The organism is Roseinatronobacter thiooxidans (genome assembly GCF_001870675.1).
GTDB lineage: Bacteria > Pseudomonadota > Alphaproteobacteria > Rhodobacterales > Rhodobacteraceae > Roseinatronobacter > Roseinatronobacter thiooxidans.
Genome location: NZ_MEHT01000017.1, coordinates 107,940 through 133,059, shown reverse-complemented (window position 1 = coordinate 133,059; position 25,120 = coordinate 107,940). Strand labels below are relative to the sequence as shown.

Here is a 25,120-nt window from a genome sequence, read left to right as displayed (position 1 = left end):
CCAGAGTTTGCACAGGCTTGGGCCGCACGGGATTGTGCGCCCCCCGCGCCAGTGGTAGCTGGAAACAGTCTGCATTGGCAACCGGAGGCGGCATGACATCTGCACCCCAGTCCCACCTGCCCGCCCCTGCCCCCACGGCCCTGACCGTGCTGGGGATCGAGAGCAGTTGCGACGACACCGCCGCCGCTGTGATCCGTCACGCCCCCCCCGAGTCACCACAGATTTTGTCCAGCATCGTTTGGGGGCAGACCGAATTGCATGCGGGCTTTGGCGGCGTGGTGCCTGAAATCGCCGCACGCGCCCATGCCGAAAAGCTGGATATCGCAGTCGAAGAGGCGCTGGCGAAAGCGGGTGTCACACTGGCAGATCTGGATGCTGTGGCAGTGACCGCAGGGCCGGGCCTGATTGGTGGCGTGTTGTCGGGGGTGGTGCTGGCGCGCGGGATCGCGGCGGCCACGGGCCTGCCGCTGTTTGGTGTGAACCATCTGGCAGGCCATGCGCTGACCCCGCGCCTGACAGATGGCATTTCCTTTCCCTATCTGATGCTGCTTGTCTCGGGCGGGCATTGCCAGTTTTTGCTGGTCGCGGGCGCGGACAGGTTCACGCGCCTTGGCGGCACGATCGACGACGCCCCGGGAGAGGCGTTTGACAAGGTTGCAAAACTCCTTGCCCTGCCCCAACCCGGCGGCCCCAGCGTGGAAGCCGCCGCGCGCGAGGGCAACCCCAAGCGCTTTGCCCTGCCCCGCCCGCTGCTGGACAGGCCGGGGTGCGATATGTCCTTCTCGGGGCTGAAAACAGCCGTGCTGCGCACGCGCGATGCGCTGGTGACCGAACATGGCGGCTTGCGCGCGCATGATCGCGCCGATCTATGCGCCAGTTTTCAGGCCGCTGTGGCGGACCTGCTGGCGGAGAAAGCGCGGCGCGCGCTGGCACTCTATATGGCCGATGCACCTGCCCAGCCTGTCTTTGCAGTGGCGGGCGGGGTTGCGGCCAACCAGAGCTTGCGCGGCGCACTGGAAGCCGTCGCGCAGCAAGCAGGCGCAGCTTTCCTTGCCCCACCGCTGGCGCTGTGTACCGACAATGCCGCCATGATCGCTTGGGCGGGCATCGAGCAGATGCGCGCGGGCACGCCCATACCGCCCGATTTCGCAGCCCGCCCGCGCTGGCCACTGGACACAGATGCAGCGCCCCTGCTTGGGTCCGGCAAGAAAGGAGCGAAAGCATGAGTGTGGCAATTCTGGGCGCGGGTGCCTTTGGCACCGCACTGGCCTGCGCCTTGGGCGATGCAACGCTGTGGTGCCGCGACCCTGCACAGGCGGATGCGCTGAACCAGATGCGCGAGAACAGCGTAAAACTGCCCGGCGTGCCGCTACCAGAGGGCGTGATCGTCACCAGCGATATGGCGCAAGTCACAGCGGCGATAGTGCTGATTGCCATCCCCATGCAGCAGACCCGCCCGTTTCTGGCAGAACATGGCGGAGCGTTGCGCGACACAACCCTTGTCGCCTGCTCGAAAGGGATTGATCTGGAATTGATGATCGGGCCTGTCGGCGTGATCCGATCCGTCCTGCGCGATGCGCGGGTGGCGTTGCTGACTGGCCCCAGCTTCGCAGATGATATTGCACGCGGGCTGCCCACAGCGCTGACCCTTGCCTGCGCGGACAAGGCCCTTGGTATGGCCTTGCAAGAACAGCTTTCGACACCCAACCTGCGCCTTTATCGCAATTCAGATGTGGTGGGCGCGGAACTGGGGGGGGCGTTGAAAAACGTGATTGCGATTGCGGCAGGCGTCACAGTCGGCGCGGGCTTGGGCGAGTCGGCGCGCGCGGCGCTGATGGCGCGCGGCTATGCCGAAATGCAGCGCCTTGCCCTGACCCTTGGTGCGCAGCCCGACACTTTGGCGGGCCTGTCAGGTCTGGGCGACCTGATCCTGACCTGCGGTTCCGAGAAATCGCGCAATTTCCGCTACGGGGTTGCGTTGGGGTCCGGCGCCGCGTTTGACAGCGCCACAACAGTCGAGGGTGCGGCCACCGCGCGCGCTGTCGCAAAGCTGGCAAAGGCACGCGGCCTTGATATGCCCATCACACGCATGGTCGCAGCCCTTGTCGAAGGCCTGATCACCCTGCCCGAAGCGCTGGCGGCATTGCTGGCGCGCCCCCTGACCGATGAATGAAAGGACCACACCGATGCCCCTTTACATGATGCTGTGCACAGACAAACCCGGCGCGCTGGAGTTGCGCAAAGCCACGCGCGAGGCCCATCTTGCCTATGTGGCCGAAACTGGCTGCGTGGTACAGGCAGGCCCGCTGCTGGATGATGCCGGAGAGATGGCAGGCTCGCTGATCGTGCTGGACCTGCCCGATCGTGACGCGGCCACACACTGGGGCGCAAATGACCCTTACGCAAAGGCGGGATTGTTCGAAGCTGTGCGCGTGCAGGAATGGAAAAAGGTTATCGGCTGATGCGCTATTGGCTGATGAAATCCGAACCTGATGCTTTCGGCTGGGATGATCTGGTCGCCAAGGGCGATACAGGCGAGGAATGGGACGGCGTGCGCAACTATCAGGCCCGCAACACCATGCGCGAAATGGCACTTGGGGACCGCGCGTTTTTCTACCACAGCCAGAAGGACAAGGCCGTTGTGGGGGTGTGCGAAGTGATCGCTTTGGCCCATCCCGACAGCACCAGCGACGACCCGCGCTGGGAATGCGTGGATGTGAAAGCCCTGCACCCCTTCGTCCGCCCTGTAACACTGGAGATGTGCAAGACCGACCCGCGCCTGAGCGCTATGGTGCTGCTCAAGTCCCCGCGCCTGTCAGTGCAGCCGGTCACGCAAGAAGAATGGGCGATTATCTGCGAAATGGGCGGTGTCGCTCTGTGAGGGCAGATTGGGGGACTGCCGTCCCCCTCCCCCCCTGCCTCAAGGGGGGCGCGCCCCCCTTGAGAAACCCTGCGGATATTTGACCAAGGATGAAAGTGCAAAGCGGCCACTCATGCCTACACGCTGCGCGCCTTGAGTAGATTGCTTAACCAGTCAGGGTCCATTTCCGGCACGGAAGACAGCAACAGGTCGGTATAGGGTGCATGCGGTGGCGCAAAGACCTGCGCTTTTGTGCCTTGCTCGACGATGCGGCCTTGTTTCATGACCACCACGTCATCTGCAATCGCGCGCACTGTTGCCAGATCATGGGTGATGAACATATAGGCCAGCCCCAATTCCGATTGCAGCTTGTCCAGCAGGCGCAAAATCCCCTCCTGTACGATCTGGTCAAGTGCCGATGTCACCTCGTCACAAATGATCAGGCGGGGATCGGCGGCCAGCGCGCGGGCAATGCCGATGCGTTGCTTCTGGCCGCCGGACAGTTCCGAGGGCAGCCGGTCGATATAGCTGTCAGGTTCCAGCTCGATCATCTCCAGCAACGCACGCACCCTGTCGCGCAAGGCGCGCCCATGCAGGCCCAGATACATTTCGGCAGGCCGTCCGATAATCTCGCGCAGGGTCAGTTTGGGGTTCAGGGCTGTGTCGGCCATCTGATAGATCATCTGGCACTGGCGCAACTGGTCGCGCGTGCGCGCGCGGTAATCGGGGGGCAAGGCCGTGCCATCCAGCAGGATTTCACCCGCCACAGGGGGCAAAAGCCCTGTGATAACCCGCGCGGCGGTCGATTTGCCCGACCCGCTTTCGCCCACCACAGCCACGGTGCGGCCCGCGTGAATGTCGAAACTCACATCCTGCAACACCGTCGTCTTGCCGTAAGCGGCTGTCACCCCCCTGACCGAGATGATGGGATCATCCGTGGCGGCAGGCTGTTCGGCGCGCGCGAAACTGCGCACAGCCCAGAGGCTTTTGGTATAATCCTCGCGCGGGGCGGCCAGCATGGTGCGGGTGTCGGCCTCCTCGACCTGTTCGCCACGCAAGAGAATCTTGATGCGATCCGCCATCTGCGCCACCACGGCCAGATCATGGGTGATATAAATCGCAGCCGTGCCGAACTGGCGCACAATGTCGCGGATGGCTGCCAGAACCTCGATCTGGGTGGTGACATCCAGCGCGGTAGTCGGTTCGTCAAAGATGATCAGATCGGGGCGGCAGGCCATGGCCATGGCCGTCATCGCGCGCTGCAACTGCCCGCCGGACACCTGATGGGGGTAGCGAAAGCCGATCTCTTGCGGGTTGGGCAGGCGCATCTTGTCATATAACTCGATTGCATCATGACGGGCCTGTTCGCGCGCCATCACGCCATGCAGCAGCGGCGCTTCGGCATATTGGTCGATCAGCTTGTGGGCAGGGTTGAAACTGGCCGCTGCCGATTGCGCGACATAGGCAATACGCCGCCCGCGCAATTTGCGCTTCGCGCGCTCGGACGTGGTGCGCAGGTCGATCCCGTCAAAGCGGATTTCCCCGCGAGAGATGCGGCAGCCATCGCGCGCAAACCCCATTGCGGCCAGCCCCAGCGTGGATTTGCCTGCACCGGATTCGCCGATCAGCCCCAACACTTCGCCCCTATGCAGGGTCAGGTCGATGCCCTTGATGATGGGCAACCAATCCTCGCCCGCGCGCCCTTCAACATATAGATCGCGTATGGTCAGAAGCGGGCTGTCGGTCATGGCGCTTACTCCTTCAGGCCGGATGCGCGATGCAACTGCCAATCGACCACGAAATTCACCGCAACAGTCAGCAGCGCAATCGCGCCCGCAGGCAACAGCGGTGTAATATCGCCAAAGGTGATCAGCGTGGCATTGTCGCGCACCATCGAGCCCCAATCGGCCATGGGCGGCTTGATCCCCAGACCCAGAAAGGACAGTGACGAAATGGTCAGGAACACGAAGCAAAACCGCAGCCCGAATTCCGCAACCAGCGGGGCCAGCGCATTGGGCAAAATCTCGCGCCGGATCAGATACCACGTCCCCTCGCCCCGCAGGCGCGCGGCCTCGATATAATCCATCACGACAATGCCCTGCGCGACCGAGCGCGAAATGCGGTAGACGCGCGTTGCATCCACCGCCGCAATCACCAAGATCAGCGTCAGCACAGAGGTGCCGAAGATCGTCAGCAGCAGCAGCGAGAAGATCAGCGAGGGGATTGCCATCAGCGCATCGACAAAGCGCGAGAGCACCTGATCCAGCCAGCCCCCGCGCAAGGCGGCCCAGATGCCCAGAATGGCCCCCACGACAAAGGCCAGCACAGTTGTGGCAAAGGCAATGCCCACAGTGTTGCGCGCGCCGTAAATCAGCCGCGACAACATATCGCGGCCCAAACGGTCAGTGCCCAGCGGATGCGCCCCGCCCCATGGCTGGAACTGCGCGCCCACCACTTCGCGTTCGGCAAACGGGGCCAGAACAGGGGCCATGAGTGCCACGAAGACATAAGCGATAATCACCATGATCCCGAAAGCCGCCGTCAGCGGCATGTCGCGCGCAACAATCGCGTGCCTGTGCGGCAAGATCCGTGACAGCCCCGCCCTAAACACGAAGGCCAGCGCGAAGCTGCCAATCAGGAACAGGATCAGGAATATCGGCAATGACATGCTTAACCCCGCTTCATAAGGCGGGGATTGGTCAGCGTGGACAGCACATCGGCTGTCAGGTTCAGCAGCACATAGGCTGAAGCGAAGATCAGCGCGATGGCCTGCACCACCGCAATGTCGCGCTTGGCCACCGAATCGACCATCAACTGCCCCAGGCCGGGATAGACAAACACCACCTCGACCACCACGACGCCGGTGATCAGATAGGCCAGATTAAGGGCGATGACATTGATGATGGGCGCAAGCGCATTGGGCAGCGCATGGCGCAACACGATCCGCAGGGGAGAGGCACCCTTCAGTCGCGCCATCTCGATATAGGGTTGCGCCATAAGGTTGATGATCGCCGCGCGCGTCATGCGCATCATATGCGCGGTGACCACAAGGGTCAGGGTCAGCGCGGGCAGAAAACTCATATACAGCTTGTCTGGAAAGCTGGTGACAGGTGTAAGCCGCACCATGGACGGGAAATAGCCGGTCTGCGCCAGCCAAAGCACCAGAATATAGGCGATGAAGAATTCCGGAAACGAAATTGCGCTGAGTGCGCCTGCATTGGCGACACGGTCAAAGATCGAGTTGCGCCACAGCGCCGCCAGAATACCCAGCACCAAGGCCAGCGGCACAGCAAGGGCCGCAGCATACAGCGCAAGAAACAGTGTGTTGCCAAGGCGTTGCTCGATCATGTCGGCGATGGGGCGGCGGGTGGCAAGGGACACGCCGAAATCGCCTTGCAAGGCGCCTGTCAGCCATGCCCAATAGCGCACGGGTGCGGGGTCATTCAGGCCAAGCTGCGCGCGCAGGGCCGCCAGTGTTTCCGGCGTGGCCGATTGCCCAAGGATCGCCGAGGCAAGATCGCCCGGCAATAACTCGGTTGCGCTGAAGATGACGATGGACACCACGATCAGTGTCAGCGCCCCCAGCGCCAGACGCTGCGCAATCATAATGAGGACAGCGTGCATTGTCCCCCCCTTTGAATGTTATTCTTGCGCCCCCAAACAGGGCGAAACCCCGGCCCGAGTAACGGGCCGGGGCAAAGGCTTAGATCAGGCGAACCACCACCGTTCGACGCAGCGGAACCCGTCAAGGTTCCAGTTGGCCGAAACGCGCTCTGGTGTGGCGACATTCAATGCGGTGGCCATGACGTAATTGTTGTTCATCGGAATGATGACAGAGCCTTCGAACGACACGATCTGCTGCATTTCCTGATACATCTCGCGGCGCAGGTCTTCGTCAATTTCCGAGCGCGCCTTGACCAGCAATTCGTTAAAGCGCTCATGTTCCCAGAAACTGTCATTCCAGCTAGAGCCAGAAGCATAGCCGGTGGTGAACATCTGGTCTTCGACAGCACGACCGCCCCAATAGCTGGCGACAAAGGGTTTTTGCATCCAGACATTGTCCCAATAGCCATCATTGGGTTCACGCACGAGGTCGATATTGATGCCGCATTGCCGCGCCGTTTCGGCAAACAGCGCGCCCGCATCGACCGCCCCCGAGAAGGCCGCATCCGCGACATGCAGGGTGACATTCAGGCTGTCCATGCCCGCCTCGCGCAGGTGGAAGCGTGCGCGGTCTGGGTCGAATGTCTTGGCCTCCATCTCGGCATGGAAATAGCGGTTGGCAGGGCCAATGGGGTTGTCATTGGACACAGCCCCATGACCACCAAGGATTTTCTCGACCATATCTTCGCGGTCGATCGCGTATTTCAGCGCCAGCCGCACATTGTTGTCGGAAAACGGCGCTTCGCGGCTGTCCATCGGAAAGACGTAATGCGCATTGCCGGGGATCGAGAGAATCTTTGCTGTGCCGCGTGCTTCCAGCATGCCGATGGTGGCAGGGTCTACCTGATCGATCGTATCCACCCCGCCTGTCATCAGCGCGTTCAGGCGTGCTGTGGAATCGACGATAGACAGGATTTCCACGCGGTCAAAATGCGCGCGATCGGATTTCCAGTAATTGGGGTTGCGGTTCAGGCTGGCCTGAACGCCCGGCTCATAGCTTTCCACGACATAGGGGCCACACCCATCGAAAGAAGTGGGATCAATCTTGCCATCTGTGCCGGGCATGATGGCCAGATGATAATCCGACATCAGATAGGGGAAATCGCCATTTGGCGCGTCCAGCGTGACAACAACATTCTGTCCGTCCACGCGAATATCAGTGACCGGCGCGAAGAAGGTCTTGATGGCCGAGGTCGCATCCTCGCCACGGTGGTGGTTGAGCGAGGCCAGAACATCTTCGGGCGTCACCGTCTTGCCAGAATGAAAGCTCACCCCTTCGCGGATTTTAAACACCCATGTCGCGCCATCGCTGCTGTCCCAGCTTTCGGCGATTTCGGGCACAAGCTGGCCCTCGTTATTCACCTCGATCAGCTGGTTATGGCGGGATGCTGCGAAAACCTGCACATACAGGTTATCCCACAGGCCCGGATCAAGCGAGTCGGTGCTGGAGCCGTGCCCGATGCCCACGCGGAATGTGCCGCCGCGCTGCGGTTCTGCATGGGCCTTGCGCATACCGGCGGGCAGAATCAGGCCCGCAGCCCCCAAGGCTGCGGCCCCTTGCATAAGGCCGCGACGCGTCACGCCCTGACGATTGGTCGTGTTTTTCATTGTGTTCTCCCTGTTGTCATACTTGCAGCAGGCCAAGCGGCCTGCCCAAAGCCATGCCCGGCCAACAAGCCGTGGCGGTGCACTCTTCCCCAGATTATCATGAGGGGTTGTAACAGAATTACAACTTAATTGATGCCTATGGATACAGGTTTACCCGCTGACTTGTGGTAGTCAACCCTTTGCCTTGATTGATTGGTCAATCAAGGCGCACCGATGCGCCTGTTCAGTCGCGCGCAAGGCGCGCTGCGCGCCCGCCCCGACGCTTGGCGATCAGCCCCTTGCGCTGGGGCAATTCCGCCATGATGTGCTGGCGCTGCCCCACGCTCATGCGGGACCATTGCGTAATCTCGTCGATCGAGCGTAAACAGCCGGTGCATAACCGCGCCTCGGGGTGAATGACGCAGGTTTTCACACAGGGGCTTTCGATTTCGGTGCGTTTCCAGATATGGTCCGTCATGTGCCCTGCCCGATGTCATTGCGGCACAGATAAACGCCTGCGCTGCGCTGACCAGTGGAAAACGCACCACTCATGAATTTTGCCGCCGCATAAAGGCCAGCCGGTCCAGCGCGCCTTGCAAAATCACGCCTGCGGCCACATGGTCGATGACCGCGGCGCGCTTGCGGCGCGAAGTGTCCGCCTCTAGCAGCGCACGCTCGGCGGCGACAGTGGACAAGCGTTCATCCCAGAAACTTATGGGCAGATCGGTCATATTCGACAGGTTGCGCGCGAAGGCGCGGGTCGACTGGCAGCGCGGCCCTTCAGAGCCATCCATATTGCGCGGCAATCCCAACACCAGCCCGCATATTTCGCGCGCCGCCACCACATCCAGCAGCGCTGTCGCATCGGGCTGGAACTTGCTGCGCCGGATCGTCTGCAACGGAGAGGCCACTGACAGCATGCGGTCAGACACCGCAATCCCGATGGTTTTCTCGCCCAGATCAAGCCCCGCCAGCGCCTGCCCGCGTGGCAAAACAGCGGCAAATTCCTCGAAATTGTCAATCACTGGCATCAGGGTGCGGGCGTGCTTAGGCCTGCCGCTTCGGCAGTGGCGTTGATAAGCGCCAGATCTTCGGCCCGTGCGGCAAAAACCGTGCGCGCTTCTTGCAAGACTGCGACTGCCTGTTCGTCTCGGCCCAGCACACCAAGCGCGCGGATCAGCTGCGCCCATTCCTCTGCGCTGCCCCCCTCATTGGCCAGACGCGCGGACAGGCCACCAACCATATCCTCGATCATCTGCGCGCGGTCTTCGGGCGGCATGTCTTGTACAGCGTCCAGATCCATCTCGCTTGGGCCACGCGCGCCTGCAGGTGCAGGGCGTGGGGGCAACTGATAGCGCGGCTCGCCCGAGATGCGCGCCAGTTCCGGCAAGGCTGCGCGAATTTCAGGCATCCAGGGCGCATCACCAGGGCTTAGGTCATGCAACCTACGCCAGACGCGAAAGGTCATGTCAGGGCGGCCCGTTTGTGCATACATCCGGCCCGAATAATACAGCGCGACCGTGTTTGACGTGTCACGGCGCAAGATTTGCTCGATGATGGTCTCGGCCTCGGGCGATACAAAACCGCCCGTCGCAATGACCATCAAATCCAGCAGATAGGCGTAATCCTCGACGCCGGCCTCATCCTCTTTCAATTCGATCACGCGCACCTGCGCTTCAATCGCGGCGCGGAAATTGCCAAGTCGTGCCTCGTTTTGCGCCAGCAGGCCAAAGCCCGTTACATCCAATGGCCGCGAGTCGAGCGCGGCACGCAGTTGCGCGACCATCGGCTCCAGCTCTGCGCGGCCGGGAAAATCCTCTGGCTCGGGGAAGGCGGCGGCAAACTCTGCCTCCATTTCAGCTTGGCGTGGGCGGTTCTGGCGTGCCTCGGCGGCATCGGCATGGCGCTGTAGCAGCGGCATGTCGGAATAGCCCGGCGCCCCAATCCCAAGATACAGCAAACCGCTGCCTGCAACCGCCACAACAATCAGCGCGAAGGCGACCGCGCGCATGGTCCGTGGTGCAGGCCCGCCGACCGGACGGCCACGATCGCTTTTGTCCAGTTCCAGAATACGCCGCGAAACTTCCAGGCGCAGACGCTCTGCCTCGGTCTCGTTAATGGTGCCGCGGGCAAGATCGCGGTCAATCTCGGTGATCTGGTCACGATAGACGCGCATGGCGCGTTCCGTCCCATCGGCGGCAACAGCTTGCCCCGCCCGTGACATGGCCCGCAACAAGATGGCACCGACCAGCAGCGCGATAATAAAGAAACCAGCGGTCTGCACAGTAAAGCTCATTCTTCCTCCTGACGGCTGAAGGTTCTTTACCCTGTCTTGGCCGCACGCAAAAGCCGAAACGGCACGCGCCCCCCTCACAAACCGGCCAGCCGCGACGGCAGGTCGCAGGGATGCGCGATTTCGGTTTTCGTCGCCCAAGTGACGCTTCTGGAAAACCACCCTGCCCTGCTGTAAGCCACATAGCACACATCCGCCCCGACGCAGGAGTTGCCCGCCCATGACACGCTATTCCGCCTTTGCCATCGCCAGAGAGGCGTTTCGCCAACACAGCGGCTGGAAACAGGCATGGTCCAGCCCAGAGCCGAAGCGCGAATATGATGTCATCATCGTGGGCGCGGGCGGGCATGGGCTGGCGACAGCCTATTATCTGGGGCACCGTTACGGCATCAAGAATGTCGCAGTCATTGAAAAAGGCTGGCTGGGCGGCGGCAATACAGGGCGCAACACCACGATCATCCGGTCCAATTACCTGCAAGACCCCTCTGCCGCGTTATACGAGAAATCGCGCAGCCTGTTCGAGACGCTGTCGCAGCAGTTGAACTATAACATCATGTTCAGCCCGCGCGGTGTGATGATGCTGGCCCAGACCGAACACGAGAAACGCGGCTATCTGCGCACCGAGCGCGCGAATGCCCTGCAAGGGGTTAAAACCCGCTTCATCCAACCCGCCGAGGTGAAGAAACTGGTGCCGATCATCAATCTGGACGGGCCGCGCTACCCTGTATTGGGTGCGCTGTGGCAGGCGCGCGGCGGCACCGCGCGCCATGATGCTGTCGCTTGGGGCTTTGCGCGGGCCTGCTCGGATATGGGGATGCATATTATCGAGCAATGCGCGGTCACAGGGGTGGAGTCTGAAAACGGTGTGGTCAGCGCGGTGAACACCACCAAGGGCCGCATAGGCTGCAAGAAACTGGGCATCGTGGTTGCGGGCCATTCGGGCGCGCTGGCCGATATGGCGGGCTTCCGCCTGCCCGTGGAATCGGTGGCACTTCAGGCGCTGGTGTCAGAGCCGATCAAGCCCTGCATGGATGTGGTGGTGATGGCCAACACTGTGCATGGCTATATGTCGCAATCTGACAAGGGCGAGATGGTCATCGGCGGCGGGGCGGACGGGTTCAACAACTACACCCAGCGCGGATCATGGCACCATATTGAAGAAACCGTGCGCGCGCTGGTCGAGACATTCCCCATGATCTCGCGTCTGAAGATGCTGCGCCAATGGGGCGGCATTGTAGACATGACAGGCGACCGCTCGCCCATCATCTCGACAACGCCGCTGGGCAATTGTTTTATCAATTGCGGCTGGGGCACAGGCGGGTTCAAGGCCACGCCCGGGTCAGGCTATGCCATGGCCGAACTGATCGCCAAGGGCGAACCGGGACCACTGGCCGAAGCCTTTTCCATGACCCGGTTCCGCGAAGGGCGCTTCATTGACGAGAGTGTGGCGGCAGGGGTGGCGCATTGATGCGCGGCGCCCTGACACGCCCCTTGCAGGAAAATGGCGAAATTCCACCAAAAGGACAATATGACCAGATGACATCCGCCGCTCTGCGTCCTAAATCTCTGGGGAATCAACCTGAGGAGATAACATGCTCAAGGCAGTACAACGGGTTATTGACGACACACAGGCCAACCCCCACAAGGCCATCGGCTTTGCTTTGGGCGCGGGCGTCCCGCTTGTTGTTGTTGCGCTTATGTGGGCGCAGACATCGGGCGGATTGGCTGGCCCGTTGGTCGATACGCGGCCACCAGCATTCTCTGTCCAGACCGACTAACGGCGCGCATCGCGCACAAATCGCGCCGCTGGCCCCCACGGCCAGCGGCAACGAACCGTGTGCGCGCGTGGCAAGATCCTGCCTGACCACGGCCCCCTGCAGGAACGGAACAGGGTATAGCTGCGTTTTCCCTCCAAGTAGCCCTTATTTGGAGACGCAGACATGGCCGACTATAACACACCCCGCACGCCACCGCGTGACTACACCAAAGACCCCCAAGCGCCCGGCGGCCCCGGCGCGCCCAGTGCGCGCTCTGACACACATATTCACACCTCGCCCCGCCCGGAAAAGCGCAGCTCCAACAACACGGCCTATATCATTGGCGGCGTTGTCGTGGCGCTTGTGCTGGCATTCTTCCTGTTCGGTGGCTTTAGCCGCGACACGACGGCCCCCACAGGTACAGCGCCAACAGGGCAAACAGGAACGCTTGACAGTGAACCCGGCGCAGCCCCAACCGGCACTGCGCCTGCAAGCGATCCTGTCCTTGACCCAGCGCCCACAGCCCCTGCGGACGCGCCACCAGCAACCGGCGGCGAAGCTGACACAGCCCCTGCACCAGAACCTGCACCGGCCCCCGCACCGGCTGACTGACACAGGCAGACGCCGATACACTATTGAACCCACCCAAGCCGGGCGTCCCCTGACGCCCGGCCTTTCCATGTCCGGACATGCTGCCGGACCAAGAAAGGCTTGCCCATGCTAATGCTCACCTGCCCCTGCTGCGGCATCACCGCCGAAGAAACCGAATTCGCACCGGGCGGCGAGGCGCATCTCAAGCGCTTTGGGCCAGGCTCGTCCGATGGCGATTACGAGTCCTATATGTTCCAGCGCAAGAACCCGCGCGGGGTGCATTTTGAACGCTGGCGGCATGCCTATGGCTGCGGCAAATGGTTTCTGGCCGCACGCGACACCATGACACTGGAAGTCTTTGGCACCTACCCTGCCCAGACAACCCAGCCCCCGCCCGAGATTATCGCCAAGATCAAGCAAAAACGCCCGGAATGGGAGGGCAGCCAATGAGCCATCGTCTTGCCAAAGGGGGCCGGTTGATCAACCGCGCCCATGAGCAGAAATTCACCTTCAACGGCAAGCCCATGCGCGGGCTGAAAGGCGACACACTTGCCGCAAGCCTGCTGGCAAATGGGCAGATGCTTTTGGGCCGGTCGTTCAAGTATCACCGCCCGCGCGGGGTTGTCGCCTCGGGTGCGGAGGAACCCAACGCGCTGGTCGGGCTAGGGCGCGGCGACAGCTATGAGCCGAACCAGCGCACCACCACGACAGACCTGTTTGACGGGCTGGTTGCGGAAAGCCAGAACCATTGGCCAAGCCTGAATTTCGATCTGCTGGCGCTGAACAATCTGGTTCCGCAATTCCTGACAGCAGGGTTTTATTACAAAACCTTTATCCAGCCGCGCGCCTTCTGGAAGCATGTGTATGAACCCATCATCCGCCACTCTGCCGGGCTGGGCAAAGCGCCCAAGCAAGACGCGCGCGACCCTGACCGCTATGAACAGATTTATGCGTTCTGCGATGTGCTGGTCATTGGCGGCGGGATTGCAGGGCTACAGGCCGCACTAACCGCCGCGCAGGCCGGTGCCAAGGTCGCACTTTGGGAACAGACCGCCCATTGGGGCGGGCGCGCGCCGGTGGATATGGTGGAAATCGACGGTCAGCCTGCAGATATCTGGATCAAGACCACCGTCAAAACCCTTGAAAGCATGGACAATGTCCAGCTTCGCCTGCGCTGCATGGGGGCTGGCGTGCATGATCACGGCTATGTGCTGGGCTATGAACGGATCACCGACCACGCCCCCGATCCCGCTTCCCCCCGCCACCGTTTGTGGCGGATGCGCGCGGGCCAGATCATCACTGCCACGGGGGCTATTGAGCGGCCCTTGTCATTCGCAGGCAATGATGTGCCCGGCGTCATGCTGGCCAGTGCAATGCGGGATTATGTGGTGAATTACGCCGTGGCACCTGGGCATGAGGTGGTTGTGGTCACCAATAATGACGACGCTTACCGCACCGCCATCACGCTGCGCAAGGCAGGCGTGGGTGTCGCCGCTGTGGTTGATGCCCGCGCACAGGCAACAGGTGCGCTGCCCGAACAGGCGCGCGCAATGGGTATTCGCGTGCTGACAGGCAAGGGCATTCGCAAGGTCAAGGGGCGCGGCCATGTCAACGGGGTAGAGATTTGCCGGATCGACAGCAAAGGCACGGCTTACACCGAAAAGCTGGATTGCGATGCCATTGCCATGTCGGGGGGCTGGTCGCCGGTTGTGCATCTGTGGTCGCATTGCGGGGGCAAACTGCTTTGGGACGAGGTGGGCAATTTCTTCCGCCCCGACCCCGACCGCCCGCCTTTGGGCGCAGATGGTGCGGGCTTTGTGCATGCCTGCGGGTCTGCGGCGGGTGCGATGGGCGCGGTGCTGGCCGAGGCCCATGCAACTGCCCTGAAGGCCGCGCAAGCGCTGCGCGCAGCCTCAACCCCGCCTGCACCCGCCGATGACCGCGTGGCCGATGCCGCCCCGATGGAAGCGGTCTGGATGATGCCGCGCAACGCTGAATATGACCTGCGCATGAAAATGTGGCTGGATTTCCAGAATGATGTAAAAGTCGCAGATGTGCAGCTTGCCGCGCGCGAGGGTTTCCAATCGGTCGAGCATGCCAAGCGCTACACCACGTTGGGCATGGCAACCGACCAAGGAAAACTAAGTAATATAAATGGCTTGGCGATCCTTTCTGATGCATTGGGTCAACCTATTCCGGCCACTGGTACCACCACATTCCGCCCCCCCTATACGCCAATCTCGCTGGGCGCGATTGCGGGCGAGGCACGTGGCGCGGTGTTCCAACCCCTGCGCCGCACCCCCTTGCATGACTGGCACGAGGGCAATGGCGCCGATTGGGAACCTGTGGGGCATTGGCGCAGGCCCTACACCTACCGGCGCTCAGGCGAAAGCCGCCACGATGCCGTGAACCGCGAAGTCATAAATACCCGCCAGAACATAGGCTTGCTGGACGCATCTACACTTGGAAAAATCCTTGTCAGCGGGCCGGATGCGGGCCGGTTCCTTGACATGCTCTATACGAACATGATGAGCACGCTGAAGCCCGGCAAATGCCGCTACGGGCTGATGTGCAATGAGAACGGCTTTCTGATGGATGACGGGGTCGTGGCGCGGATTGATGAGCAGTCTTTCCTTGTGCACACCACGTCAGGCGGGGCAGATCACATCCATGCATGGATGGAAGACTGGCTGCAATGCGAATGGTGGGACTGGAAGGTTCACACCCTCAACCTGACCGAGCAATTCGCCCAGATCGCAGTTGTCGGGCCAAAAGCGCGCCAGCTTCTGGAGCGTCTTGGCGGCATGGATCTCAGCCGCGAGGGGCTGCCCTTCATGGATTGGCGCGAAGGCACGCTTGGCGGGTTCAGTGCGCGCGTGTTCCGCATCAGCTTCTCGGGGGAATTGAGTTTCGAGGTGGCTGTCCCTGCCAGCCAAGGCCGCGCATTCTGGGACAGGCTTTTGGCCGAGGGGCAGGATTTGGGCATCATGCCCTATGGCACCGAGGCCCTGCATATCCTGCGCGCCGAAAAAGGGTTCATCATGATCGGCGATGAAACTGACGGCACCGTAATCCCGCAAGACCTCTGCCTGAATTGGGCGATCAGCAAGAAGAAAGCCGATTTCCTTGGCAAACGCGGCATGGAACGCGCGGCCATGACCGACCCCAACCGCTGGACGCTTGTGGGGCTCGAAACGCTGGACGGGTCTGTTCTGCCGCATGGTGCGCTGGCGGTGCGTGCGGGCAAGAACGCCAATAAACAGGCCATCACCGAAGGGCGCGTTACCTCGACCTATTTTTCCGCAACATTCGGGCGCGGTATTGCAATGGGGCTGGTGGAACGCGGGCCAGAGCGGATGGGAGAGGTGATTTCCTTCGCAGGCGCAGGCAACACACGCATTGCAGCCCGGATCGTTGATCCGGTCCTGTATGACAAGGAAGGCGAGAAACAGAATGTCTGATCTGGCACAAAGCGCGCTGCAAAGCGCCGAATTTGAAGGCTTTGTCACAATCCGCGAGGCTGGCTTGCAGGGCATGATCACCCTGCGCGGCGATCTTGGCGCAGAAGGGCTGGCAAAGGCGGTAACAAAGGCAACCGGCTGCGCCATGCCCGCGCCGCGCCGCGTCACATCGGCGGGCACCTGCGGCGTGGCATGGATGAGTCCCGACGAGGTGATGATCCTGTGTTCGCATGACAAGGCCCCCGATATTGCCCAAACTCTCTCCAAGGCGCTGGAAGGTCAGTTTGCAACAGTCGCTGTCGTCTCGGATGCCCGCGCGGTGTTCAAGTTGCAGGGCGCGGGCTGGCGCGATGCGCTGGCCAAGATCTGCCCTGTCGATTTCGCCACCCTGACCGAAGGCGACATTCGCCGCACCCGCGCAGCACAGGTTGCCGCCGCGATCTGGGTGTCGGGCAAGGATGAAGCAACACTTGTCTGTTTCCGGTCGGTTGCGGGCTATATGTTCGATCTGCTCTCGACTGTTGCGGCCAAGGGAACCGAACCTTATCTGTATAGCTTACCCACAGAAACTTCATAGTAATTTGCCCCTGCCCCTTGACCTGCGGCAGGCAAAGCCCCTTATTCAGGGCAGAGAAACCACATAACAGACGAGGAAACCATGGCTTTTGAACTTCCTGATCTTCCCTATGCGCATGACGCACTTTCCAATCTGGGCATGAGCGCCGAGACGCTGGAATTCCACCACGACATTCACCACAAAGCGTATGTCGACAACGGCAACAAGCTGATTGCGGGCACAGAATGGGAAGGCAAATCGGTCGAAGACATCATCACCGGAACCTACCAGTCAGGTGCCGTGGCGCAATCGGGCATCTTCAACAATGCAAGCCAGCACTGGAACCACGTCCAGTTCTGGGAAATAATGGGTCCGGGCACAGGCGGCATGCCAGGCGAGTTGGAAAAGGCGCTTGTTGAAAGCTTCGGCTCTGTCGACAAGTTCAAGGAAGAATTTTCCGCCGCAGGGGCTGGTCAGTTCGGCTCTGGCTGGTGCTGGCTGGTCAAGGACCAAGACGGCTCGCTGAAAGTCACCAAGACCGAAAATGGCGTGAACCCGCTATGCTTTGGCCAAACCGCGCTGCTGGGCTGCGATGTGTGGGAACACAGCTATTACATCGACTTCCGCAACAAGCGCCCTGCTTACCTGTCCAATTTCCTGGAAAAATTGGTAGACTGGGAAAATGTCGCATCGCGCATGTGACATTGCCGTACGGACTGAAACACAGGGGCGCAACTGCGCCCCTGTTTGCGTTGAAGCTCATCCGCAAAGACCCTGGCCGCCCCACCCTGTTGCGCTGGTTTTTTCGGACACTCCGCCCCTTTTGCCATGCTCTGAAGGCTTCCCTCTTCCGTCACAGCGTGATACTGCCCACCCCGACTGGGCGTCCTGCCCGGATAGATATTTTCTGGAGAACACCATGGCCATTGAACGTACGTTGTCGATCATCAAACCCGACGCGACAAACCGCAACCTGACTGGCAAAATCAATGCCAAATTCGAAGAAGCGGGCCTTCGCATTGTGGCGCAGAAGCGCATTCACCTGACCAAAGCACAGGCAGGCAAATTCTACGAAGTGCATGCAGAGCGCCCATTCTACGACGAATTGTGCGAATTCATGGCATCGGCCCCTGTTGTTGTGCAGGTTCTTGAAGGCGAAAGCGCCATTGCGAAAAACCGCGAAGTCATGGGCGCCACCAACCCTGCCGATGCGGCTGCCGGTACTGTGCGCGCCGAATTCGCGCAATCGGTTGGCGAAAACTCGGTACACGGGTCCGACGCGCCAGAGACAGCGGCCCAAGAGATTGCCTATTTCTTCGCCGGCCTTGAACTGGTTGGCTAAGGCCCCGATACCAAACGCCAGTTCAGGCGGTTGACACTGCAATAGGCCCCGGAGAGAATCCGGGGCCTTTGCTTATTTTTGGCATGCTGCAGGCCGCAAGTGGCATTTACCAATCTGTGCTTTCCTGCAAGATTGCGGACATGTTCCAGACCGTCACCCTGCCCCTTTGGGCGCTGATTCTGATCCTTGGTTTTGCTGCGGTGACTTTCGCATCGCATTTTCTGTTCCCGTCGGTGCGCTGGTTTTTCCGCCGCCGGATGGAACGCGCCATTGCCAAGCTGAACAACCGTTTGCAGCGCCCGATCGAGCCGTTCAAGATTATGCGCAGGCAAGATCAGGTGACGCGCCTGATTTATGACCCGCAAGTTATGGAAGCCGTGCGCGATTACGCCCGCGACGAAGGCGTGCCCCCCAATGTCGCATTCGAGAAGGCACGCTCTTATGCGCGCGAAATCGTGCCGGGGTTTTCAACCGCCACGTATTTCGGCTTTGCGATCAAACTGGCACAACGGCTAAGTCAGGGGCTGTATCATGTCCGCATCGGGGGGGCCGATACACCGGGCCTGAAGCAAATCGATTCGCGCGCGGCGGTCGTGTTTGTGATGAACCACCGCTCGAACATGGATTATGTGCTGATCACATGGCTGGCCTCCAAACATTCCGCCCTAAGCTATGCTGTCGGCGAATGGGCGCGGGTCTGGCCGCTGAAGGCACTGATCCGTGCGATGGGCGCGTATTTCATCCGCCGGCGGTATTCCAACCCGCTCTATCGGGCGATTCTGGCGCGCTATGTGCAAATGTCGGTCCAGCAAGGCACGACACAGGCGATTTTCCCCGAAGGGGGGCTTAGCCTGACCGGCACAGTTGGCACCGCCAAGAAAGGCCTGCTGCATTACATCGTGCGCGGGTTCAACCTGCATGAAGGGCAAGATGTTGTTTTTGTGCCGGTCGCGCTGAATTATGACCGCATTCTGGAAGACAGGGTGCTTATCTCTGCCGGGCAGCAAGGGATACGGCGCTTTCCTGTGCGGATGAAAGTTGTGCTTGGCTTCACTCTGCGGATCTTGTTGCAAAAGCTGCGGGGGAAATTTACCCCTTTCGGCTATGCAGCCGTGTGCTATGGCGCGCCGCTGTCCCTGCGGGACTTCATGACTCATGACCCCGATGCCAGCACCGAAACACTGGCCGAAAACCTGATGCAGCGCATCCGCTCGGCGGTTCCGGTGCTGCCGGTGACCTTTGTGGCGGCGGCGATTGTGCGATGTGGCGGCGCATGCGCGCGCGCGCAACTGGAAGCAGAATGCGACCGGCTGCGCGCCGATCTGCATGCGCGCAAAGCATGGATGCACCTGCCCGGTGACAGCGACAAGGACTTCATATCGGCAGGGCTGGGCGCGCTGGAATTGCGCGGCATCATCGCCATGCGCGACGACCAGATCACCACCTCTGCCGGTCAGGACAGTGTTCTTGGCTTTTATGCAGCCCCGACCTTGCAAAGATGCGATGCCCCCATTGGTATTGCGACCGACCAACACCAGATTCTGCAAAACCCCGACACACACTAAGACATAAAATTACAAAATAAGACTAATTAGGGTTGCATTGTTGCGCGCTCTTTTTTATCCATGCTGCAAGCGCCGCATAAGATTCTGCGGCGCAGCAAACACCCCGGGCCATGGCCCATCAGATATCACAATTGGAGGCACAAATGGCTCTGGATACTCAGGATGGCATCGCGCATTACGACGCCCCAGAAAAAGACCTGTACGAGATTGGCGAAATGCCGCCCTTGGGCTTTGTTCCCAAGCAAATGTATGCTTGGACGATCCGGCGCGAACGGCACGGCACCCCGGAAAAGGCCATGCAGATAGAGGTGGTCGATATTCCCCAGCTGGACAGCCATGAAGTGCTGGTTCTGGTTATGGCGGCCGGTGTCAATTACAACGGCATCTGGGCCGGTCTGGGCGAGCCGATCTCGCCTTTCGATGTGCATAAAGCGCCCTTCCATATTGCAGGCTCCGATGCATCCGGCATCGTTTGGGCCGTAGGCTCTGCCGTTAAGCGCTGGAAAGTCGGCGATGAGGTGGTGATTCATTGCAATCAGGACGATGGCGATGACGAGCATTGTAACGGCGGCGACCCTATGTTCAGCCCCAGCCAGCGCATCTGGGGGTATGAAACCCCCGATGGCAGCTTCGCGCAGTTCACCAATGTGCAGGCCCAGCAGCTTATGCCACGCCCCAAGCATCTGACATGGGAAGAATCGGCCTGCTACACCCTGACACTGGCCACCGCCTACCGCATGTTGTTCGGGCATGAACCGCATGACCTGAAACCGGGCCAGAACGTGCTGGTCTGGGGCGCGTCGGGTGGTCTTGGGTCATATGCGATCCAGCTTGCGAATACAGCGGGCGCGAATGCCATCGGCGTCATCTCGGATGAAAGCAAGCGCCAGTTCGTGCTGGATCAGGGCGCAAAGGGCGTGATTAACCGCAAGGATTTCAACTGTTGGGGTCAATTGCCAAAGGTGAACACGCCCGAATATAATGACTGGCTGAAAGAGGCGCGCAAATTCGGCAAGGCGATCTGGGACATCACCGGCAAGGGTGTCAATGTCGATATGGTGTTTGAACACCCCGGTGAAGCGACCTTCCCTGTCTCGACCCTCGTTGTGAAAAAGGGCGGCATGGTCGTGATCTGTGCAGGCACCAGCGGGTTCAACTGCACTTTTGATGTGCGCTATATGTGGATGCACCAAAAGCGTCTGCAAGGCAGCCATTTTGCGCATCTCAAGCAGGCATCTGCCGCAAACCAGCTGATGATCGAGCGCCGCCTTGACCCCTGCATGTCCGAAGTGTTCCCTTGGGCCGAGATTCCGGCAGCGCATGTGAAGATGCTGAACAATGAACACAAGCCCGGCAATATGGCCGTGCTGGTTCAGGCCCCGCGCACAGGGCTGCGCACCTTTGAAGACGCGCTGGAAGCAGGGCCAAAGCGCTAGGCACCATCAGGCTTACCCATCGGCACACCGCCGTGCAGCATAGGCTGCACGGCGGTTTTTTTCTGCTCGTAATCGCGCATTAACCGCCCAGACGTTAGACTCGCATGTGCAGGCAAACAGACCTGTCTTGAGGGAGCGCGCCACCATGTCGCATGTCTGGTTGATCGAAACCTTGGTGGAACTTCGCATCTATGCGGTGCAAAACGGCCTGCCCGCATTGGCCGAGCATCTGGAGATGGCGATCCAGCTTGCCCATGTCGAACTGGCCTTGCGCGAAGGGGACGGCACGGGACAGGATAAATGACCAAAACCGATGCGGTTTTTGTTTTACCGCCAGTTCCAACCGAAAAAGTCTGTCAATTCTTTCTGAAATCACTTTAAGGATTTCTGCGCCGGTGCGTTGAAATGCGGTGCACTTTTGCGCAGGCATACGCTAGGTTGCCGCCATGTCAGACGCTGTCGTTCAATTTTCCGAAGATCAGGCCGAAGCTTGGGACCGCGTTGCCGCTGTGCTTGCAGCGGCGGGGGTTAATCTGGCTGATGGTCAATGCCTGCCCGCCCAAGGCGAGGCCCGCGCGACCTTGGCGATTATGGGCAAGGCGGGGTCTGGCAAGACCATGCTTCTGGCCGATCTGACCCGCGCCCTGCTGGAAATGGGGGTGGAGCTGGTCTCGGGCGAGTATGAGGGACGGCGCAAGCGCGAACGGCGCAGCCTTGCCGTGCTGGCCCCCACCAACAAGGCCGCATCCGTGCTGCGCGGGCGCGGGGTGGCCGCGACAACCATTCACCGCATTCTCTATACCCCTGTCTATGACCCTGAATATGAACGCATCGCCGAATGGCTGACAGGTGCCCTGCCGCGCCCCACAGTCGAGGGGCTAAGCGACACCGCACTTGACCGCGCGCACGCTTTCTATGCGCAGGTCAAATCCATTCCCGGGGCTTTGGCCGCCGCAGGTTTGCGCGGGTCGGATTTCATTACCGGATGGAAGCGGCGCGAAGACCCGCTGGATATCGGCTTTGTCGATGAAAGCTCGATGCTGGATGCGCGCCAGTTGGAAGATTTGCAGGAACTGTTCTCAACCCTGATCCTGTTTGGCGATCCTGCGCAGCTTGCCCCAGTTGGGCAATCAGGGTCGATGGTGTTCGACAAACTGCCAGCACCCGCGCAGCTACGGCTGTCGCGCATCCACCGTCAGGCACAGGACAACCCGATTCTGGATCTGGCCCATGCACTTGCAGACCCTGACATGGGGTTTGAAGCGTTCGAGGATAAGCTGCAAGACGCCGCCGCCCGCGATGACCGCGTGCATCTGGCAGAGCGTGTGAACAGCGATCTGATGGCGCGCTCGCCTGTGCTGGTCTGGCGCAATGCCACGCGGTTGCGCCTGATCAACGCCTTTCGCAACGCCCATGGCGCACCCGAGACCGCGTTGATGGCAGGAGAACCGCTGATCTGTGACGGGTTGGAACTGCCACTGAAGCACCGCAAGAAGCGCATCGATCTGGAAGCGCGCGGCCTGATCAAGGGCGCGCAGGTCGTCTATCTTGGCCCCGGACGCAAACCGGGCTTTTCGCGCCTGCATATCTTCGGCGCGGAAGAGCCGCAGATTTCTGTCGCCTCGATCATCAAGATCGAGAAAGACCTGGACGAAGAACCCTTCATCCCCTTTGCCGCCACAATGGGGGCTGCCTTTGTGCATGGGGCGGCGGTAACCATTCACAAGGCGCAAGGCTCGCAATGGCCCGATGTGCAGGTCTTCGCGCCCGACCTGTTCGCCGCCGCCCGTGCCGGACGATCAGAGGCGGGCATACCGCTATGGAAGCGCCTGGCCTATGTGGCCATCACCCGCGCCGAACACCGCCTGCACTGGGTCATCCGCAACCGCCTTGCCCTCCCGCAGACGCCGCTATCCACAGATGATCTCAGCACCCCCCCAGCCCCCTTGGCACTGGCCGCAGAGAGCTGACGGCCAGAGGCTTGCCATGGCGCCAACTTGCTGCAACACAAGGGGGGTAAAGCCCCAATGGCCCCCAAAGGTGCCATCCCCTGACAGGAGATTTCGATGCGCTGCGTTTTCGTCCAGTTCCGCTGCCAGCCCGGCAAAACCTATGAGGTAGCCGATGCCATCTATGACCGCGAAGTGGTGTCAGAGCTTTACTCGACCTCGGGCGAGTTTGATCTGATTGCAAAGGTCTATATCCCCGAAGATGAAGATGTAGGCCATTTCCTGACCAATAATCTGTTCGACATAGCAGGCATCAGCCGCACAGTCACAACCATGACCTTTCGGGCGTTCTGAACTGTTCAGCTGCGCAACAGCCGGAACAAGGCCGATGCCCCCCAGCCGAAAAAGACCGCCAGAAACAGCGCAAGCAGCCCGTATAGAAACGGTTGATCATAGGCCAGATTGGTCAGCCAGCGTTCCAGCACGGCCTTGCGCACATCGATGAATGTTTCAAATTCATCTATCACATCGCCATCGCGCACAAGAAAGATGCGCGCGGCATAAGACCCTTCGACAATGGTTTTGGGCAGGGTCAGGCGCGTGCTGAACAGCGTGTCGCGTTGCAAATCTACCGTGCCTTCGCGCTGCTGGTACAAGCCTTCGGATTCTCGAATGCGGATCAGCGCTTCGGTAAAGGCGGCGGGGTCTGTCCTGTCAACACCGCTGCGCGCCTCGAATATCGCCAACCGCGTGGAAATGCGGTGTGTCAGGTCTGCATCGACAGACAGAATTTCGCTAAGCGGGCCGGTTGTTGCAACCGCGTAGAAACTGGGCGCGGCGCGCAGCTCTTGGCCTTCGGTATTGACCCAGATGCCCGCGCGGCGCGCTTTGCGCCAGATGGTCGCTTGTTGGGGTGGCCCTTCAATTGCGACAATCACATCCAGCGCCGAATCTTCCGGCAACGCCAATTCGCGCCGCACTGCCCCGAAGATCAGGATTTCAGAGCCTTCAAAATTCACCGTCAGCGACACGCGGTTCTGGCTTAGGCCCACGATCACCTCTTCGGCACGCAGCGGCAGCGCGGCCAGCAGAACCAGAAATGCCAGCAAGACGCGCATCAGAACCGCCCCGCCACAGTGATCGAATACAGCTCTGACGGGGTCCATAGCAGGTCGAACGCGATTTTACCGCATACCGCCAGCACCAGAAGTGCCAGCAGAATGCGCAACTGCTCTGCCCGCAGCTTCACCCCGATCCGCGTGCCAACCTGCGCCCCGATCACCCCGCCAAGGATCAGGAAGATCGCCAGCATCACATCAACGCTCTGGTTGGTGATCGCATGCATCATGGTGGTAAAGGCCGCCACGAATGTCACCTGAAACAGCGAAGTGCCGATTACCACTTTGGTGGGCATGCCCAACAGGTAGATCATGGCAGGCACCAGCACGAAACCGCCCCCAACCCCCATAATCGCGGCCAGTATCCCAACACCCACCCCCACCAGCAGCGGCGGAAAGACCGAGATATACAGCCCCGATGTGCGGAACTTCATCTTCATCGGCAGGTTATGCACCCAGATATGCGTATGCAGCTTGCGCCGCACTGCGTTGGGGTTCTTGGAGCGCATCAATGCACGCAGGCTTTCTTGCAGCATCAGCCCGCCAATGATGCCAAGGAAGATGACATAGGACAGCTGAACAATCAGGTCGATCTGGCCCAGCCGGCTCATTAAATTAAAAAACCAGATCCCGATAAGCGAGCCGATCAGACCCCCAATCAGCAGCACGGTTCCCATCCGGATATCAACTGTCTTGCGCTTGAGATGCGCCAGAACACCGGAGATAGAGGATGCCACAACCTGATTGACACCCGTTGCCACTGCCACCGCAGGCGGCACCCCGATAAAGAACAAAAGCGGCGTAATCAGAAACCCGCCGCCCACGCCGAACATGCCAGACAGCACACCGACACCACCACCGACACCCAGCAGGGTAAAGGCGTTTACAGAAGTCTCGGCGATGGGCAGATAGATCTGCATGCCAGTCTCGGGGCCGCGCTGG

General features: G+C 60.6%; 26 protein-coding genes. 17 read left to right on the top strand and 9 right to left on the bottom strand.

What is annotated here, in order from left to right; translation table 11 throughout:
• Positions 1 to 92: 92 nt before the first annotated feature.
• Genes tsaD through BG455_RS09295 form a run of 4 tightly spaced genes read left to right on the top strand, consistent with a single transcriptional unit; the run spans position 93 to position 2,881 of the window.
• Complete coding sequence (gene tsaD / locus BG455_RS09310) at positions 93 to 1,226, top strand: tRNA (adenosine(37)-N6)-threonylcarbamoyltransferase complex transferase subunit TsaD (protein ID WP_071469710.1); 1,134 nt, start codon at positions 93 to 95, stop codon at positions 1,224 to 1,226.
• Positions 1,223 to 2,173: an NAD(P)H-dependent glycerol-3-phosphate dehydrogenase gene (locus BG455_RS09305; RefSeq protein ID WP_071469709.1), complete on the top strand. Its 951-nt coding sequence runs from the start codon at positions 1,223 to 1,225 to the stop codon at positions 2,171 to 2,173. Before tsaD ends, BG455_RS09305 begins: the two co-directional genes overlap by 4 nt.
• 13 nt (positions 2,174 to 2,186) lie before the next feature.
• A complete protein-coding gene (locus BG455_RS09300; RefSeq protein ID WP_071469708.1) occupies positions 2,187 to 2,462 on the top strand; it encodes a YciI family protein in 276 nt (91 codons plus the stop codon).
• Entirely contained in the window at positions 2,462 to 2,881 is a 420-nt protein-coding gene (locus BG455_RS09295) for an EVE domain-containing protein (RefSeq protein ID WP_071469707.1), read from the top strand. Before BG455_RS09300 ends, BG455_RS09295 begins: the two co-directional genes overlap by 1 nt.
• 116 nt (positions 2,882 to 2,997) lie before the next feature.
• Here the strand turns inward: BG455_RS09295 and BG455_RS09290 are convergent, their stop codons facing one another.
• The 7 genes from BG455_RS09290 to ccmI all read right to left on the bottom strand — a co-directional run bounded on the left by BG455_RS09290 (position 2,998) and on the right by ccmI (position 10,406).
• Positions 2,998 to 4,608 carry an ABC transporter ATP-binding protein gene (locus tag BG455_RS09290; protein ID WP_071469706.1) on the bottom strand — a complete coding sequence of 537 codons (1,611 nt, stop codon included), beginning with the start codon at positions 4,606 to 4,608 and terminating at the stop codon, positions 2,998 to 3,000.
• A 5-nt stretch (positions 4,609 to 4,613) separates the two neighbouring features.
• Positions 4,614 to 5,528 carry an ABC transporter permease gene (locus BG455_RS09285; protein ID WP_084386223.1) on the bottom strand — a complete coding sequence of 305 codons (915 nt, stop codon included), beginning with the start codon at positions 5,526 to 5,528 and terminating at the stop codon, positions 4,614 to 4,616.
• A gap of 2 nt (positions 5,529 to 5,530) precedes the next feature.
• Positions 5,531 to 6,484: an ABC transporter permease gene (locus tag BG455_RS09280; RefSeq protein ID WP_071469705.1), complete on the bottom strand. Its 954-nt coding sequence runs from the start codon at positions 6,482 to 6,484 to the stop codon at positions 5,531 to 5,533.
• An 84-nt stretch (positions 6,485 to 6,568) separates the two neighbouring features.
• The gene (locus tag BG455_RS09275; RefSeq protein WP_071469704.1) at positions 6,569 to 8,131 is read right to left on the bottom strand and encodes an ABC transporter substrate-binding protein; all 1,563 of its coding nucleotides are present in this window, start codon (positions 8,129 to 8,131) and stop codon (positions 6,569 to 6,571) included.
• Between the two features lie 223 nt (positions 8,132 to 8,354).
• On the bottom strand, positions 8,355 to 8,588 hold the full coding sequence (locus BG455_RS09270; protein ID WP_071469703.1) for a DUF1289 domain-containing protein: 234 nt from the start codon (positions 8,586 to 8,588) through the stop codon (positions 8,355 to 8,357).
• 70 nt (positions 8,589 to 8,658) lie between these two features.
• Entirely contained in the window at positions 8,659 to 9,141 is a 483-nt protein-coding gene (gene ruvX / locus BG455_RS09265; RefSeq protein ID WP_071469702.1) for a Holliday junction resolvase RuvX, read from the bottom strand.
• A complete protein-coding gene (ccmI, locus tag BG455_RS09260; RefSeq protein ID WP_071469701.1) occupies positions 9,141 to 10,406 on the bottom strand; it encodes a c-type cytochrome biogenesis protein CcmI in 1,266 nt (421 codons plus the stop codon). The genes ruvX and ccmI overlap by 1 nt, the downstream gene beginning before the upstream one ends.
• 217 nt (positions 10,407 to 10,623) lie before the next feature.
• Here ccmI and BG455_RS09255 point away from each other — a divergent pair, with 217 nt between their 5' ends.
• The 13 genes from BG455_RS09255 (at position 10,624) to BG455_RS09200 (ending at position 23,414) form a co-directional block, all read left to right on the top strand.
• A complete protein-coding gene (locus BG455_RS09255; protein ID WP_071469700.1) occupies positions 10,624 to 11,871 on the top strand; it encodes a sarcosine oxidase subunit beta family protein in 1,248 nt (415 codons plus the stop codon).
• 124 nt (positions 11,872 to 11,995) lie between these two features.
• Positions 11,996 to 12,181, top strand: a complete 186-nt coding sequence (locus BG455_RS09250) for a hypothetical protein (RefSeq protein ID WP_071469699.1) — start codon at positions 11,996 to 11,998, stop codon at positions 12,179 to 12,181.
• Between the two features lie 162 nt (positions 12,182 to 12,343).
• Positions 12,344 to 12,772: a hypothetical protein gene (locus tag BG455_RS09245; protein ID WP_071469698.1), complete on the top strand. Its 429-nt coding sequence runs from the start codon at positions 12,344 to 12,346 to the stop codon at positions 12,770 to 12,772.
• A gap of 105 nt (positions 12,773 to 12,877) precedes the next feature.
• Entirely contained in the window at positions 12,878 to 13,201 is a 324-nt protein-coding gene (locus BG455_RS09240) for a sarcosine oxidase subunit delta (protein WP_071469697.1), read from the top strand.
• Complete coding sequence (locus tag BG455_RS09235; RefSeq protein ID WP_071469696.1) at positions 13,198 to 16,212, top strand: sarcosine oxidase subunit alpha family protein; 3,015 nt, start codon at positions 13,198 to 13,200, stop codon at positions 16,210 to 16,212. Before BG455_RS09240 ends, BG455_RS09235 begins: the two co-directional genes overlap by 4 nt.
• Positions 16,205 to 16,789 carry a sarcosine oxidase subunit gamma gene (locus BG455_RS09230; RefSeq protein WP_071469695.1) on the top strand — a complete coding sequence of 195 codons (585 nt, stop codon included), beginning with the start codon at positions 16,205 to 16,207 and terminating at the stop codon, positions 16,787 to 16,789. Before BG455_RS09235 ends, BG455_RS09230 begins: the two co-directional genes overlap by 8 nt.
• A gap of 81 nt (positions 16,790 to 16,870) precedes the next feature.
• Positions 16,871 to 17,470 (top strand): superoxide dismutase, encoded by a 600-nt coding sequence (locus BG455_RS09225; protein WP_071469694.1) that lies wholly within the window; start codon positions 16,871 to 16,873, stop codon positions 17,468 to 17,470.
• A 217-nt stretch (positions 17,471 to 17,687) separates the two neighbouring features.
• Positions 17,688 to 18,110, top strand: a complete 423-nt coding sequence (gene ndk / locus BG455_RS09220) for a nucleoside-diphosphate kinase (RefSeq protein WP_071469693.1) — start codon at positions 17,688 to 17,690, stop codon at positions 18,108 to 18,110.
• An 83-nt stretch (positions 18,111 to 18,193) separates the two neighbouring features.
• Complete coding sequence (locus BG455_RS09215) at positions 18,194 to 19,675, top strand: 1-acyl-sn-glycerol-3-phosphate acyltransferase (RefSeq protein ID WP_342742043.1); 1,482 nt, start codon at positions 18,194 to 18,196, stop codon at positions 19,673 to 19,675.
• Positions 19,676 to 19,818: 143 nt separating this feature from the next.
• Positions 19,819 to 21,111, top strand: coding sequence for a crotonyl-CoA carboxylase/reductase (gene ccrA, locus BG455_RS09210; RefSeq protein ID WP_071469755.1), 1,293 nt, complete (start codon positions 19,819 to 19,821; stop codon positions 21,109 to 21,111).
• A gap of 145 nt (positions 21,112 to 21,256) precedes the next feature.
• Complete coding sequence (locus BG455_RS17315; RefSeq protein WP_170124742.1) at positions 21,257 to 21,415, top strand: hypothetical protein; 159 nt, start codon at positions 21,257 to 21,259, stop codon at positions 21,413 to 21,415.
• Positions 21,416 to 21,557: 142 nt separating this feature from the next.
• On the top strand, positions 21,558 to 23,081 hold the full coding sequence (locus tag BG455_RS09205; protein WP_071469692.1) for an ATP-dependent DNA helicase: 1,524 nt from the start codon (positions 21,558 to 21,560) through the stop codon (positions 23,079 to 23,081).
• A 96-nt stretch (positions 23,082 to 23,177) separates the two neighbouring features.
• Positions 23,178 to 23,414 carry an Lrp/AsnC ligand binding domain-containing protein gene (locus BG455_RS09200; protein WP_071469691.1) on the top strand — a complete coding sequence of 79 codons (237 nt, stop codon included), beginning with the start codon at positions 23,178 to 23,180 and terminating at the stop codon, positions 23,412 to 23,414.
• A gap of 5 nt (positions 23,415 to 23,419) precedes the next feature.
• Here the strand turns inward: BG455_RS09200 and BG455_RS09195 are convergent, their stop codons facing one another.
• Entirely contained in the window at positions 23,420 to 24,178 is a 759-nt protein-coding gene (locus BG455_RS09195; RefSeq protein WP_071469690.1) for a TIGR02186 family protein, read from the bottom strand.
• Complete coding sequence (locus BG455_RS09190; RefSeq protein ID WP_071469689.1) at positions 24,178 to 25,098, bottom strand: sulfite exporter TauE/SafE family protein; 921 nt, start codon at positions 25,096 to 25,098, stop codon at positions 24,178 to 24,180. The genes BG455_RS09195 and BG455_RS09190 overlap by 1 nt, the downstream gene beginning before the upstream one ends.
• Positions 25,099 to 25,120 lie beyond the last annotated feature (22 nt).